Source organism: Streptomyces aurantiogriseus (genome assembly GCF_014649375.1).
GTDB lineage: Bacteria > Actinomycetota > Actinomycetes > Streptomycetales > Streptomycetaceae > Streptomyces > Streptomyces aurantiogriseus.
This window is the reverse complement of record NZ_BMSX01000002.1, coordinates 487,931-502,039: the sequence shown is the minus strand read 5'-3', so window position 1 is coordinate 502,039 and position 14,109 is coordinate 487,931. Positions and strand designations below refer to the sequence as shown.

The following is a 14,109-nucleotide window of genomic DNA, read 5'->3' as shown; positions in this document are numbered from 1 at the left end:
CATGACGAAGATCGACACGAGTCGGCCGGAGGCCGTCCTGCCCACTCCCTCGCACACGGTGGGCCCCTTCTACGGGTACGCCCTGCCCTTCCCGGGAGGCGGTGACATCGCGCCGATCAGGCACCCGGACACCATCACGCTCCAGGGGTATGTGTACGACGGCGAGGGCAACCCGCTGCCGGACGCGTTCGTGGAGCTGTGGGGCGCGGACCCCGACGGCAACGTGCCGACCACCGACGGTTCGATCCGGCGCGACCCGGCGACCGGCGGGTACCTGGGCCGCAACGGCGTGGAGTTCACCGGCTGGGGGCGCATCCAGACGGACGCGAACGGCCACTGGTACGCGCGGACGTTGCGGCCCGGAGCCCGGGGGCGCAGTGCGCCGTACATCAGCGTGTCTGTGTTCGCGCGCGGGCTGCTGGTGCACCTGTTCACCCGGATCTACCTGCCGGGCGACGAGGCTGCGCTGGCCGCCGACCCGCTGCTCACCCAGCTGGACGAGGCGCGACGCGACACGCTGATCGCCAAGGAGCAGGGCGATGGCACCTACCGTTTCGACATCCGTCTTCAGGGCGAAGGCGAGACGGTCTTCCTGGAGTTCCGGTGACTTCTGCCGATTCCGACGGCACCGGCCTGCTCGCCCCGGGGTGGGCAGGCTCCCCCGCCGCCTCCGCGACCGCCGACACGGCCTACCTTCAGGCCCTGCTCGACGCGGAGGCCGCCCTCACCCGGGCGCAGGCCGCCCTGGGCCTCGCCCCGGCCGAGGCCGCGTCGAGGGTGACCGGGGCAGCGGACGCCGGCCGCTTCGACGTCCGCTCCCTCGCCGACCGCGCCCGCGCCGGCGGCAACCCGGTCATTCCCCTGGTCGCGGATCTGACGAAGGCGGTCGGCGACGAGTACGGCTCCTACGTCCACCGGGGCGCGACCAGCCAGGACATCATGGACACGGCGACGATGCTGGTCGCCGTCCGCACACTCGACCTGCTCCTCGGCGACCTCGGCCGTACGGAACGGGCGCTGGCCCGGCTGGCCGCCGAGCACCGCGACACCGCGATGCCGGGGCGGACACTCACCCAGCACGCCGTACCGACGACGTTCGGGCTGAAGGCGGCCGGATGGCGGTCGCTGGTGCTCGACGCGCGCGACCGGGTGACGGCCGTGCGGGACTCGCTGCCCGCCCAACTCGGAGGTGCGGCGGGGACGTTGGCAGCCTTCGGGGTGTACGGCGCGAGCGATCCGACCGCGCTGCCGGCGGCGTACGCCCGCGAACTCGGCCTCCGGACGCCCGACCTGCCCTGGCACACCCTGCGGACACCCGTGGCCGATCTGGCCGGGTGCCTCGCCTTCGCGGCGGGTGCGCTCGGCAAGCTCGCCGTGGACGTGCTCACCCTCTCCCGCACCGAGATCGCCGAGGTCGCGGAGGGCAGTGGGGGCGGTTCGTCGGCCATGCCGCACAAGGCGAACCCGGTGCGGTCCACGCTGATCGCGGCCGCCGCCCGGCGGGCCCCGCAGCTCGCGGCCACGCTGTACGGGGCGCCGGCGGCGGAGGACGAGCGCCCGGCCGGGGCCTGGCACGCCGAGTGGGAGCCGCTGCGGGACCTGCTCCGGCTGGTGGGCGGCGCGGCCCATGACGCCGCCGACCTGGCCGAGGGCCTCCAGGTCCACCCGGACGCCATGCGCGAACACCTCGGCCTCACCCACGGGCTGATCGTTTCGGAACGGCTGTCCGCCGAGCTGTCGGCGCTGCTCGGCCGTGCCCGGGCCAGGGAGCTGCTCACACACCTCGCCCGGCGGACCTGCACCGAGGGCCGCAGCCTCGCTGAACTCCTGGCTGACGAACCAGAGTTGAAGGGCGTCGACCTGGGTGACCTCACCGACCCCGCCCGCTACACCGGCTCCGCCGGAGCCCTCACCGACCGTGCGCTGGAGCGACGTTGACCGAGAAGCTGCTCAACCACCGTGCCGAGGGACCCGTGTCCGCTCCCCCGCTGCTGCTCGGGCCCTCGCTGGGCACCTCCTGCGCCCTGTGGGACAAGGTGGCGCCCGAGCTGTCCATCACCCACCGGGTGATCCGCTGGGACCTGCCGGGGCACGGGGGCTCCGCCGCCGGCCTGATCGCTCCCGGCGCCACCGTCGCTGACCTGGCCGGCCTGGTGCTGGCGCTCGCCGACTCCCTCGGCGTGGAGCGGTTCGCGTACGCCGGGGTGTCGCTGGGCGGGGCGGTGGGCCTGCATCTCGCGCTGCACCACCCGGAGCGGGTGTCGTCGCTGGCGGTGGTCTGTTCCTCGGCCCACTTCAACGGAGCGAAGCCGTGGCAGGAGCGGGCCGCGCTGGTGCGGCGCGAGGGGATGGCCGAGCTCGCCGAGAGCGCGAACGCCCGGTGGTTCACGCCCGGTTTCACCGTACCGGAGCTGGTCGCCGACCACCGGAACGCCGACCCCGAGGCGTACGCCGCCTGCTGTGACGCGCTGGCCGCGTTCGATCTGCGCGAGCGGCTGCCGGAGATCGCCGTGCCCACGCTGCTGGTCGCCGGGCGCGAGGATCCGGCGACACCGCCGGCGCATCTGCGGGAGATCGCGGACGCGGTGCCCGGCGCCGCGCTCGTCGAGATCCCGGGCGCCTCTCATCTGGCGCCGGCCGAGTGCCCCGAAGCGGTGCTGACGGCCTTGCGGGCCCACTTCGGCGGTGGGGCCGGGCGGGGCATGGAGGTGCGGCGGCAGGTGCTGGGCGACGCGCACGTCGACCGGGCGCAGGCCCGGCAGACCCCCTTCACCGCCCGCTTCCAGGACTTCATCTCGCGCTACGCCTGGGGCGAGATCTGGACCGACCCGACCCTCAGCCGCCGCGAGCGCAGCCTGATCACGCTGACCGCGCTGGTCGCGCACGGCCACTACGACGAGCTGGCCATGCATGTGCGGGCGGCCCGGCGCAACGGGCTCACCCCGGAGGAGATCGGCGCCGTCCTGCTCCAGACGGCCGTCTACTGCGGGGTCCCGGCGGCGAACTCGGCGTTCGCGACGGCCCAGCGGGTACTGGCCGAGGAGGACGACGAGCGAGGGTGACGAGCGAGGGCCACGACGACTGTGCGTGACGACTGCTGAGGGTGACACTGCCGGTCGTAGTCCCGACAGGATCGGGCGGATGTCCGCCGGCCCTGCCTACGGTGGAGGCATGTCGACCGTCCTGATCACCGGCGCCACCTCCGGTCTCGGCCGCTACGTGGCCTTCGAACTCGTCCGCTCCGGACACCTGGTCCTCGCCCACGGCCGCGACCCGGACCGTACGCGGCGGCTCGTCGACGAACTGCGCGCCGAGGGCGAGGCCGAGGGATTCGTCGCCGACCTGGCTTCCCTGGCGCAGGTGCGCGAGCTGGGCGCGCGGGTCGCCGAGGCGTGTCCCGGGCTCGATGTGCTCGTCAACAACGCGGGCGTGGGCGCCGGTCCGCCCGGCGCGGGCCGCGAGGTGAGCGCCGACGGGCACGAACTGCGGCTGGCGGTCGACTACCTGGCACCGGTCGCCCTGACCCGCGCCCTGCTGCCGGTGCTGCGCGCGAACACCCCCGCGCGGATCGTGAACGTCGGCTCGCTCGGCCAGGAACCGGTCGACTTCGACGACCCGCAGTTCACCCGCGGCTACGACGGTTTCGCCGCGTACTGCCGCGGCAAGTTCGCGCTCGCCGCCCACACCTTCGCCCTCGCCGAGGAGTTGGCGGGCACCGGTGTCTCGGTGAACGTGGTGCATCCGGCGACCTTCATGGACACGGCGATGGTCCGCGAGGGCGGGGTCGCGCCCTGGAGCACGGTCGCCGACGGCGCGCCCGGCGTCCTGGTGCCGGCCACGCGGGACGTGGGCACGGGCGGCTTCTTCGACGGGACGCGCCCGGCGCGGGCGCACGAGGCGACGTACGACGCCGGGGTGCGCCGGCGGTTGGCGCGGCTCACCGACGAACTGCTGGGCGCCTGAGGCACGGTCGCGCCCGACCCTCGTACCGGCCGGTCAGGCCTCGTGCCCGGTCGCGGGGGACGCCCGCGGCCGGCGCTCACCGCTCTGTGGGAACGCCCTGCGGCTACGCCTCCCCTCGCACCTGCCCCGGCACGAGGCCCACCCGCGGTGCCCCCAGGCTGTCCAGGGCCCGCCGTGCCTGGGCGACCAGGCCGTCCGCGCCGCAGGAACGGGCCAGTGTCAGGCCGCGGTTGAGCTCGGCCACCGAGCGGGCGGCGATGCCGTGCTCGATGCGGGCGGCCGCGTGTTCGTACTGGCAGGGCGAGGACTCCAGGTAGGTGATCGCCTGGGCGGTCAGCCGGACCGCGCGCTGTCCGGTCTCCAGGGCGGCGGCGCAGCGCAGGGCCTCGCCGATGGCCGTGTCGGTGCCGAAGCGTTCGGCCTGACGGCGGGCGTCGGAGGCGAGCCGGGCCGCACGGGCCGGGTCCTCGGTGGCGAGGGCCCGGGCGAGGTCGACCGCCCAGGGCACCATCACGGGGGTTGAGGTGGCCGCGGACGGCCGCCGCCTTCCCGGCCTCCTCCAGCTCGTTGACGCCGTCCTTGGTGCGGCCGACGGCGAGCAGCAGCCGGCCGCGCACCGAACGGGGGTCGGGCAGCACGATCGTGGACGGGTAGGGCGGGGCGAAGCCGTGCTCGTCGGCGATCCGCCAGGCCTCGTCGACACGGCCGCGGGCGAGCAGTGTGTCGATGAGGTTGCACGTCGCCGACCAGTACAGGGGCAGGCCGCGGCCGACGCGTTCGGCGATGCGCAGCGATTCCCGCAGGGACTTCTCCGCCTCCTTCAGGCGGCCCCGGCGGCGGTGGCCGAGACCGACATAGGCGTGGGCGACGGCGAGGTGGCCGCCGCTCCAGCCGGAGGACTCGTAGGTGCGCAGGGCCTCGGTGAAGAGGGACTCGGCGCGGTCGAGCCGGTCGGTGTACACGTACGAGCTGGCCAGCATCATCAGCAGCTCGAGGCCCCACTCAGGGTCGGTCCAGCCGAGCCCGGGCGCGAGGCGGCCGTTGACGAGGGCGCGGTCGCAGAACTCGACGACCTCCTCGGCGTTCTCGCCGTGGGTCATCGCGTCGAAGCCGCGCAGGATGAGCAGGGCTCGCTCGGCGTTGTCCCGGCCGGTGCAGGTGGCGGCGAGCGCGGCGAGCTTCTCCGAGCGGCCCGGTGAGGTGGTCTCCCCGGCGTGGATGCCCTCCCACATGAACTGCACGGCCTGCAGCCGCATCCGTGCCGGTCCCGGTGCCTGCCGCACGGCCTCCGCCTCGACCGTGCGGACGGCCTCCTCCAGCTGGTCGTTGTGCAGGAGGGCCTGGGAGAGGCGGTAGACGGCGTCGACGCGTTTGTCGCCGTCGAGGCCGGGCAGAGCCAGCGCCTCCCGCAGGTGGCCGATGGTGCGGGCGGGTGCGGTGAGGAGGGTGGCGCAGCCGAGCTCGTAGAGGACGTGCGCGCGGACGTCGGAGGCGGGCGGTTCGTTCAGGGCGCGTTCCAGGCAGCGGCGGGCCGCGTCGGGGGCGCCGACGGCGAGGTGTTCGCGGGCGGCCTCGCGCAGCTGCTCGACGAGTTCCTCGTCGTCGTCCGGGTGGACCTGGAGGAGGTGGCGGGAGGCGGCCGCGACGCCCCGGCCGGCGTCCAGGACGACCTTCGCCGCGATGCCGTGCATCGCCCGGCACAGGCCCTCGGGGATGGAGTTGTAGACGGCGGTGGCGATCAGCGGGTGGACGAACTCGAGGCCGCCGCCGTCGGCGACGGGGCCCACCGCGGGGTCGGATTCGGTGAGGATGCGGGCGTCACGCAGCTGGTCGGCGCAGCGCTCCGCGTCCTCGCGGGCCATGCCGGCGAGCCGGGCGGCCTCGTCGACGGAGATGTCGGCGCCGAGGATGGCGGCGGCCATGGCGAACCGGGTGGCGTCGACGCCCAGCTCCTCCAGGCGGTCGACGAGACCGCCGCCGCGGGCCGAGCGGTTCAGGGGGCGCAGCTCGGTGGCCGAGGACTCGCTCGGCTCCAGCTCGCTGTCGCGGACCTTGGCGAGGAGTTCGACGGTGTCGTAGGGGTTGCCGCCGGTGACGGCCCAGACCTCGCGGCAGAACGGGTCGTCGGCGTGCGCGCCGAGCGTGGCGCGGGTGAGGCCGGCGATCGCGTCCGGGGTGAGGGCGCTGAGGCTGGTGACGGATTGCCCGGCGACGGCGGCGACGGTGTCGAGGTGGCGGGCGCCGTCGCCCTTGACCTCGCCGGGCCTGCGGGCCACGACGACCAGGACGGAGAGGTCGTCGAGGCGTTCGACGAAGGCGGCGAGCCAGCGCAGGGTCTCCTGGTCGGCCCAGTGCGCGTCGTCCACCAGCAGCACGAGCGGCCAGTCCCGCCGGGCCAGCCGGGTCACGGCGGCGACCAGGCCGTCGCACACGCCCTGCGGGTCGGCCTGGCGCTCGACCGGGTCCGCGATCCCGAGGGCGGGGGCGGCGATGTCGTACCAGTCGCCGAGGTACTCGCGGGCCTCCTCGGGGTGCAGGGAGAGCAGCGCGGGCTGCAGCAACTGCCGTAACACGTTGAAGGGCACGGACCTGAGGGTCTCGCCGCCGCGCGCGGACCACACCGCGCAGCCCTGGGCCTCGGCGATACGGCGGGTCTCGGCCAGCAGGGCGGTCTTGCCGAGTCCGGCCTCGCCGCGCAGCACGTGCACCTGGCCCGGGGAGGACCGGTCGGCGCGGAGTGTCTCCACCGCTCGCGCGATGGCGGCGACTTCCTCGTCGCGCTCCCACAGGGAAGCCGAGGCGGCCGCCGCCGGCCGTACCTCCGTCATCCCGCTACCTCCCCAAGTCGCCCGAACGACGTACAGACTTGAGCGTAGCTCTCCGACGGCCTGTGCGGAGGAGGGTCCGGCCGTCCGTTGCCCCGCCGGGTGACGGGAGGGTCACCGCGACGCCCCGACGGGCCTGCGGAGGAGGGCTTGGAACGTCAACGGCGGGTGACACACGCCGAATTGACGTCGATTTCCCGCCACACCGGCACGGCGTGCCGGGCCGGGTCGTGTCACAAGCGGCCCTCCCTCTCATCCGACTTTCACCGACGCCTCATACGGTGGGGGCATGACGCAGGTGACTCCTCCCGGGTGGTACCCCGACCCCGGGCAGACAAGTGACGGTCCCGCCACCGAGCGCTGGTGGGACGGCAGGGCGTGGACGGACCAGACCCGCCCCGCGGGCGGGGCCGCAGCCTGGGGTCCGCCGGCGCAGGTGCCGGCCGCCGGGGCGTATCCGGCCTACCCGGCGTATCCCGCGCCGCCGCCGGGCGCGGGTGGGCGGCGCGGACTGCGCACCGGCATCGCCGTCGCGGCGGCCGTGGCGGTCCTCGCGAGCATCGGGGTCGGCGTGTACGTGCTGACCAAGGACGACGGCGGCTCGGATGACCCCGGTACGGCGCAGGGACCGGGCGGGCAGGGCGGTCCGGGCGGCTCCGGCGGGCAGGACGGCGGCCAGGGCGGGCCCTTCGGCGACCCGGGCGATTCCGGTGGGTCCGGCGGGTCGGGCGGTTCCTCGCCCGCGCCGGACGAGTCCGAACCGCCCAAGATCAAGAGCGGCTCGGTGACCGACGCGCTCAACGGGATCAGCATCCCCATCCCGGACGGCTGGACCGGGCAGGAGATGAGCGTGGGCGCGCAGATCACCTCCGACTCCTCCTACAAGTGCCCCGGCGACACCTCGAAGACCTGCACCAAGGGGGGCGTGTACTCGGCGCCCGCCGAGGCGCTGGGCACCAAGGGGGACACGGCCGAGCAGGTCGCGAAGGCCGACATCGAGGCCAACGCCGAGGAGTCCTACGGCGGCAAAACCTACGGCGCGATCACCTCGCACCAGGTGCTCGCCTCGAAGGCGGTCACCGTGGCCGGGCAGAAGGGCTACCTGGTGCGCTGGAAGGCGGTCACCAGCAAGGGCGCCGACGGCGTCGTCGAGTCCCTGGTGTTCCCGGCGCCCGCGGACACCAAGAGGCTGGTGGTGCTGCGCTTCGGTGTCGACGCCGACCAGAGCGTGACGGTCATCGACACGATCACGAAGGGCATCAAGGTGTCGACGGGCGGCGGCAACGGACAGAACGTCTGAGCCGTCCCGTACCCCGGTCGGCCGGGTGGGGCGCCCCTCCGCTCAAGGGGAACCCCACCCGGCCGGGGGGTGCGCGCCGCCCCCGTCCCCACGGTGCGGCGCGAGCAGGTCGCCGTCCGGTCATCCCGCGGACGGCGGCCCGGGTCTTCAGGTGAGGCCGAGTGCCGGCAGCACGGCGGCCTCCACGAAGCGGAGCAGATAGTCCTCGTCGGCGTAGGTCCCGTCCACGACGGGGCGGGCGCGGACGACGCCGAACATCTGGGCCGGGATGTACTCCAGCGCCGGGTGGTCGGCCCGGATCTCGCCGCGGTCGACACCGCGCCGCAGGATCTCCCGCAGGGCGGCGATCTCCGGGTCGATGAGCGCCTCGCGCAGCGCACAGGCGAGTTCCTCGTCCTGGGTGACGGCGTGGCCGAGGGCCTGCAGGAGCTTGGTGTCCGTCGTGGACCACCGGCCGGCCGCCCGCGCGGCCTCGCGCAGGTCCCCGGCGAGCGATCCGGTGTCGATGCCGGCGAGCCGCGAGCGCCGGCGGGAGCGCAGGGCGGCCACCACGAACTGCGGCTTGGTCCTCCACTGCCGGTACAGCGTGGACTTGCTGCACCGGGTGCTGGCGGCGACGCCCTCCATGGTGACGGCGTCGTATCCGCACTCGCGGATCTGTTCGAGGACGGCGTCGAAGAACTCCTGCTCGCGCTCGGGCGTGAGCTTGGAGCGGCGCGAGGCGGTGACCGACTCCGGTCCGTCCGCGGCCTGCGACGTCATCACTGCTTCCCCTCCTGCTGTCCGGCGGCCCGTCGAGGGCCTGCTTCCAGTGTGTCGTACGTCAATCGATACGCCAGTGTACCGGTACACGCGCGTATCGGTACACTGCCGTATCGGAACACTGTCGTATCGGTACGACCTCGTATCGATGGTGTCTCCCCGGGCCACGCGCCCGACCGCACCACCACACGCACCACCGTCAGCGAAGGGGCCGGGGGATGAATGCCCGCACCGAGCCTGCAGAAGCGGAGCCGGCCACGCCGGCACGGCCGCCGATAGTCCGGGAGCTCCTGCTCGTCGCAGGGCTCTTCCTCGTCTACAAGTTCGGCCGGCAGCTGGCCACGGGCCACACCGGCGAGGCCTTCCGCAACGCGGACCGTGTGTGGGACGTCGAACGGTGGCTCCACATACCCGGCGAGGGCGCGGTGCAGTCCCTGCTGCTGCACGGCGACACCCTCGTCCGGGTCGCGAACACCTACTACGCGACCGTCCACTTCCCCGCCACCGCCGCCTTCCTGATCTGGCTCTTTCTGCGGCGCCCGGAGCACTACGTCTGGGCCCGCCGGGTGCTGGCCGCCGTCACGGCCGCCGCCCTGGTGCTCCACCTCCTGTTCCCGCTCGCCCCGCCGCGGATGCTCACGGCGGCGGGCATGATCGACACCGCGCAGGCGTACGGACCGTCGGTGTACGGGCCGCCGCAGACCGACCATCTGTCGAACCAGTTCGCGGCGATGCCCTCGCTGCACTTCGGCTGGGCGCTGATGGTGGCGATCGGCCTGATCGTCGCGACCAGGTCGCGCCTGCGGTGGCTGTGGCTGCTGCATCCGCTGCTCACGCTGCTGGTGATCGTGGGGACGGCGAACCACTACTGGCTCGACGCCCTCGGGGCGGCGGCCCTGCTCGGCATCGCGCTCGCCGTGATCCACGCGCCGCTGCGCACGGCGACCACGGCAGGACGCTCGACACGGCAGCTCGCACCCGCCGAGGAGCAGGTGCTCGTGGGAGCGGCCCGATGAACGCCGGCCTCGTCGCCGTTCTCCTGTCGCTGCTGTCGGCCGTCGCCTACGCGGCCGCCGCCGTCGCCCAGGAGCGGCTGGCCTCCCGTTCCCCGGGCACGGGCCTGGTGCGGCTGCTGGGCAGCGGCGCCTGGTGGGCGTCCGTGGGGCTGAACGGCGGCGCGGCGCTGCTGCACGTCGTGGCCCTCAAGTACGGTCCGCTCACCGTGGTGCAGCCGCTCGGTGCGCTCACCCTGGTCGCGGCGGTGCCGATGGGCGCGCGGGTCGCGGGCCGGCGGGTCGGCGCGGCCGAGTGGCGCGGGACGGCGTTCACCCTGCTCGGGCTGGCCGCCCTCCTGGTCACGGCGTCCGGACCGGCCCCGGAGGACGTGCTGAGCGTGCCCGAGGCGCTCGCGGTGGCGGGGACGACGGCCGCGCTGATCGGTCTGCTGGCGCGGCCCGGCACCCGGCCCGGACTGCGGCACGCGACCGCGTCCGGCTTCGCCTCCGGGGTCGCCTCGGCGCTCACCCAGACGGTGACGGTGGCCGCGACGGACCGGTCGGGCCCGCTGCTCGACGTGCAGGTCATCGGGGTGGCGCTGCTGGTGGCCGCGTTCGCCACGGCCGGGCTGCTGCTGGCGCAGACCGCCTACCGGGGCGGCCTCGGCGCACCGCTGGCGGTGGTGACGCTGGCGAACCCGGTGGCCGCCGCGGTGATCGGCCTCGCGCTGCTGGGCGAACGGCTCCAGGGCGGGGCGGCAGGGGTGCTCCTCGCGCTGGCCGGAGCGGGGCTGGCCGCACGGGGCGTGGTGCTGCTGTCCCGGGCGGCGCCGGAACCCGACGTCGTGCACGAGGAGGAGCACCCGGTGGCGGCGGTCCTGGCGCTGGAGCCGGGGACGGCCTCCCCCGAACCGGCGCTGCTGCCCCGGCCGACGACCGGTCCGGAGCACCTCACACCGCTGTGAGAACGCCCGAGGGTGTCAGCCGACGGTGAGCGGGCGGCGGGTCACCGCCCGCTCACCGCGCTCATTCCGTGGCGATGGCCGGGTCGCTCACGCCGGGCCGCCCGTTCTCGACGTGCCCCGCGAACCGCCGCAGGAAGGACGGGTCGGCGGCGGAGGTGACGGTGAGGTCGTACCAGCGCCGGCCGGCGCTCAGGTCGACGGTCCGCTTGAGGACGGCGCCGACCCGCACCCTGACGGTCGTCGTACGGCCGCCGTACCCGTCCGCCACCTTCAGCTCGGCCGTGCCGGAGCCGCGGTTGGTGAAGGTCAGCTCCAGGCTGTCGCCGACGTGCCGGGCCACGACCTCGGGGCCGGCCTGCTTCCCCGGTCCCCTGAAGACCCGCAGGAAGCCGTTCGGGCCGTGCACGGTCAGGTCGTGCGCGCCGCCCGAGGACGCCGGGTTCCAGGTGTCGGAGATCTTCTTGCCGGCCTCGGTGGTGTAGCTCCACGGCCCGTCGGTGCGGTTGCCGGAGGTGACGAGGAAGACGGCGCCGGCCTTGGGGCCGGAGGCGAAGGTGAGCGTGAACGTCCCGGCGGCCGGGTCGGCCGCACCGTCCACGGCGGGGGCGTACCTGAGCGGCCGGGTGGGCCGCAGGCCGCGCTCCTGCTTGGGCAGCACACCCTCGGCCGGCGGGGTCGGCCTGTAGTCGGGGTGACGCTCGCGGTCCGGGGGCTCGTAGCCGTCGGTGTCGGGGAGCGCGACCGGCTTGGTGTCCTTGCGCGAGAAGTCGAAGGCCGAGGTCAGATCGCCGCAGACGGCGCGCCGCCAGGGCGAGATGTTCGGCTCGTGGACACCGAAGCGGCGCTCCATGAACCGGACGATGGAGGTGTGGTCGAGCGTCTCGGAGCAGACGTAACCGCCCTTGCTCCAGGGGGAGACGACGAGCATCGGCACCCGCGGGCCGAGGCCGTAGGGGCCGGCGACCCGCTTGCTGTCGCCCGGGTAGAGGTCCAGGGTCACGTCGACGGTGGACTTGCCCCGGTCGCCGGACGCCGGCGGGAGCGGCGGCACGATGTGGTCGAAGAAGCCGTCGTTCTCGTCGTACGTGATGAACAGGGCCGTCTTCGCCCACACCGCCGGGTTGGAGGTGAGCGCGTCCAGAACCTGGGCGATGTACCAGGCGCCGTAGTTGGTGGGCCAGTTGGAGTGCTCGGAGAAGGCCTCGGGGGCGGCTATCCAGGAGATCTGCGGCAGCCTGCCCGCCTTGACGTCGGCCTTGAGCACGTCGAAGTAGCCGTCGCCGTTCTTGACGTCGGTGCCGGTGCGGGCCTTGTCGTAGAGCGGGTCGCCGGGCTGGGCGCCCCGGTACGTGTTGAAGTACAGCAGCGAGTTGTCGCCGTAGTTGCCGCGGTAGGCGTCCTCGATCCAGCCCCAGGAGCCCTTGGCGTCGAGGCCGTCGCCGATGTCCTGGTAGATCTTCCAGGAGATGCCCGCCTTCTCCAGGCGCTCCGGATAGGTCGTCCAGTCGTAGCCGAGCTCGTCGTTGCCCATGACGGGCCCGCCGCCCTGGCCGTCGTTGCCCGTGTGGCCCGACCACATGTAGTAGCGGTTCGGGTCGGTGGAGCCGATGAAGGAGCAGTGGTAGGCGTCGCAGATCGTGAACCTGTCGGCGAGCGCGTAGTGGAAGGGGATGTCCTCACGGGTCAGGTACGCCATGGTCGTGGTCCCCTTCGCGGGCACCCACTTGTCGTACCGGCCGCCGTTGTAGGCGGCCTGGCCGTCGGGCCAGCTGTGCGGCAGGCCCTCCAGGAACTGCATCCCGAGGTCGTCGGCGGTCGGATGGAAGGGCAGCACCTCCTTGGTGCCGTCCGACTGGTGCCACACCGACTCACCGCTCGGGAGCGTCACCGGATGCGGGTCGCCGAAGCCGCGCACGCCCCGCAGCTTGCCGAAGTAGTGGTCGAAGGAGCGGTTCTCCTGCATCAGGACGACGATGTGCTCGACGTCCTCGATCGTCCCCGTGCGGTGGTGGGCCGGAAGGGCCGCGGCGCGCTCGATACTGCTCGACAGCGCGCTGAAGGCCGTGGTGGCCCCCGCGATCTGGAGGAATCTGCGCCGGTTGACTTCGGACATGGGTGAGGACCTCTCGTACGGAGGGAGTTCGACGGGCGGCCGGTTCGTGGCGGAACGCGCGCGCAAGGAGTGTTCCAAGGGCACGGAACGACAGGGAAGGCCCGGATGGCGCCGATGTGAAGGTCGCCGGTACGGGGGGTGGCAAGGGGCCGGGAGCTCGTCGGAGCGGCTGTGTCACCTGGTCTACGGTGGTGTTCCCGAGGCGCTCCTGTCCTCGGCCGTGCGCACCGCGCGCGGGCGGGGCGCGGCGCGGTCCGCGGGCCGGTGACGGGCGAACCGCCCGACCTCCGGGACGGGTTGACGCCCGCGCCGAACGGAAAGACGGAGCGAACGGAGCGATGAGCATCAGAACACCGGCGTACGTGACGCTGCTGGCCGCGCTGGTGACCTGGGCGCTGAGCGGCTGTTCCGGCACCGACGGCGGGGACCGGCCGGCCGACACGCGCGAGACGGCGAAGGCCCTGTGGCAGCCCCGCCCTGGCCTGGCCTGGCAGTGGCAGCTCGACGGCAAGGTCGACCCGTCGGCGGCCGACGTGCCGGTCTACGACATCGACGGCTTCGAGAACTCCGCGGCGGACGTCGCCCGTCTGCACCGCGACGGCCGCAAGGTCATCTGCTACATCAACGTCGGCGCCTGGGAGGACTTCCGGCCCGACAAGGACGCCTTCCCGCGCTCGGTGCTCGGCAAGTCCAACGGCTGGGCGGGCGAGCGCTGGCTGGACATCCGGCAGATCTCCGTCCTGCGGCCGATCATGGAGCGCCGCTTCGACCTGTGCCGTGACAAGGGCTTCGACGCGGTGGAGCCCGACCTGGTGGAGGGCTACGGCAACGACACCGGGTTCCCGCTCACCGCCCACGACCAGCTCCGCTACAACCGCATGATCGCCCGCATCGCCCATGAACGCGGACTGTCGGTGGGCCTGAAGAACGACCTGCCCCAGATCCCCCAGCTCCTGGCCGACTTCGACTTCGCGGTCAACGAGGAGTGCGCCCAGTACGACGAGTGCGGCCGGCTCACTCCGTTCATCGAGGCCGGCAAGGCCGTCTTCCACGTGGAGTACGCGGTGCCGACGGCCGCGTTCTGTCCGGACTCACGGAGGCTGAAGCTGTCGTCGATGCTGAAGAAGCCGGAACTGGGGGTGTGGCGGGAACCCTGCTAGGAGGGCCCGCTGTCAGGAGGGGTTCG

Annotated in this window: 10 protein-coding genes and 1 pseudogene; 8 read left to right on the top strand and 3 right to left on the bottom strand. The window is 73.6% G+C overall.

All coding sequences use genetic code 11. The features are described from left to right. The first annotated feature begins 1 nt into the window (after position 1). The 4 genes from pcaG (at position 2) to IE263_RS05665 (ending at position 3,963) form a co-directional block, all read left to right on the top strand. Positions 2–607, top strand: a complete 606-nt coding sequence (gene pcaG, locus IE263_RS05680; RefSeq protein ID WP_189932827.1) for a protocatechuate 3,4-dioxygenase subunit alpha — start codon at positions 2–4, stop codon at positions 605–607. Next, a complete protein-coding gene (pcaB, locus tag IE263_RS05675; RefSeq protein WP_189932825.1) occupies positions 604–1,938 on the top strand; it encodes a 3-carboxy-cis,cis-muconate cycloisomerase in 1,335 nt (444 codons plus the stop codon). The genes pcaG and pcaB overlap by 4 nt, the downstream gene beginning before the upstream one ends. Beyond that, entirely contained in the window at positions 1,935–3,062 is a 1,128-nt protein-coding gene (pcaDC, locus tag IE263_RS05670; RefSeq protein WP_189932823.1) for a bifunctional 3-oxoadipate enol-lactonase/4-carboxymuconolactone decarboxylase PcaDC, read from the top strand. Before pcaB ends, pcaDC begins: the two co-directional genes overlap by 4 nt. A gap of 109 nt (positions 3,063–3,171) precedes the next feature. Next, positions 3,172–3,963 (top strand): SDR family NAD(P)-dependent oxidoreductase, encoded by a 792-nt coding sequence (locus IE263_RS05665; protein WP_189932820.1) that lies wholly within the window; start codon positions 3,172–3,174, stop codon positions 3,961–3,963. 103 nt (positions 3,964–4,066) lie between these two features. On the opposite strand, the pseudogene IE263_RS05660 reads toward IE263_RS05665, so the two are convergent. Further along, positions 4,067–6,791: pseudogene (locus IE263_RS05660) on the bottom strand (ATP-binding protein). A gap of 286 nt (positions 6,792–7,077) precedes the next feature. Here IE263_RS05660 and IE263_RS05655 point away from each other — a divergent pair. Next, positions 7,078–8,088, top strand: coding sequence for a DUF2510 domain-containing protein (locus IE263_RS05655; RefSeq protein WP_189932818.1), 1,011 nt, complete (start codon positions 7,078–7,080; stop codon positions 8,086–8,088). A 147-nt stretch (positions 8,089–8,235) separates the two neighbouring features. Here IE263_RS05655 and IE263_RS05650 read toward each other — a convergent pair whose 3' ends face one another. After that, entirely contained in the window at positions 8,236–8,850 is a 615-nt protein-coding gene (locus IE263_RS05650; RefSeq protein ID WP_189932816.1) for a TetR/AcrR family transcriptional regulator, read from the bottom strand. Between the two features lie 218 nt (positions 8,851–9,068). Here IE263_RS05650 and IE263_RS05645 point away from each other — a divergent pair, with 218 nt between their 5' ends. Further along, entirely contained in the window at positions 9,069–9,866 is a 798-nt protein-coding gene (locus IE263_RS05645) for a phosphatase PAP2 family protein (protein WP_189932814.1), read from the top strand. Then, positions 9,863–10,810, top strand: coding sequence for a DMT family protein (locus IE263_RS05640; protein ID WP_189932812.1), 948 nt, complete (start codon positions 9,863–9,865; stop codon positions 10,808–10,810). The genes IE263_RS05645 and IE263_RS05640 overlap by 4 nt, the downstream gene beginning before the upstream one ends. A gap of 61 nt (positions 10,811–10,871) precedes the next feature. Here the strand turns inward: IE263_RS05640 and IE263_RS05635 are convergent, their stop codons facing one another. Next, complete coding sequence (locus IE263_RS05635; RefSeq protein ID WP_189932810.1) at positions 10,872–12,923, bottom strand: phosphocholine-specific phospholipase C; 2,052 nt, start codon at positions 12,921–12,923, stop codon at positions 10,872–10,874. Positions 12,924–13,261: 338 nt separating this feature from the next. Between IE263_RS05635 and IE263_RS05630 the strand changes: the two genes are divergently transcribed. Continuing rightward, positions 13,262–14,083, top strand: a complete 822-nt coding sequence (locus IE263_RS05630; RefSeq protein WP_189932808.1) for an endo alpha-1,4 polygalactosaminidase — start codon at positions 13,262–13,264, stop codon at positions 14,081–14,083. The last annotated feature ends 26 nt before the right edge of the window (positions 14,084–14,109 follow it).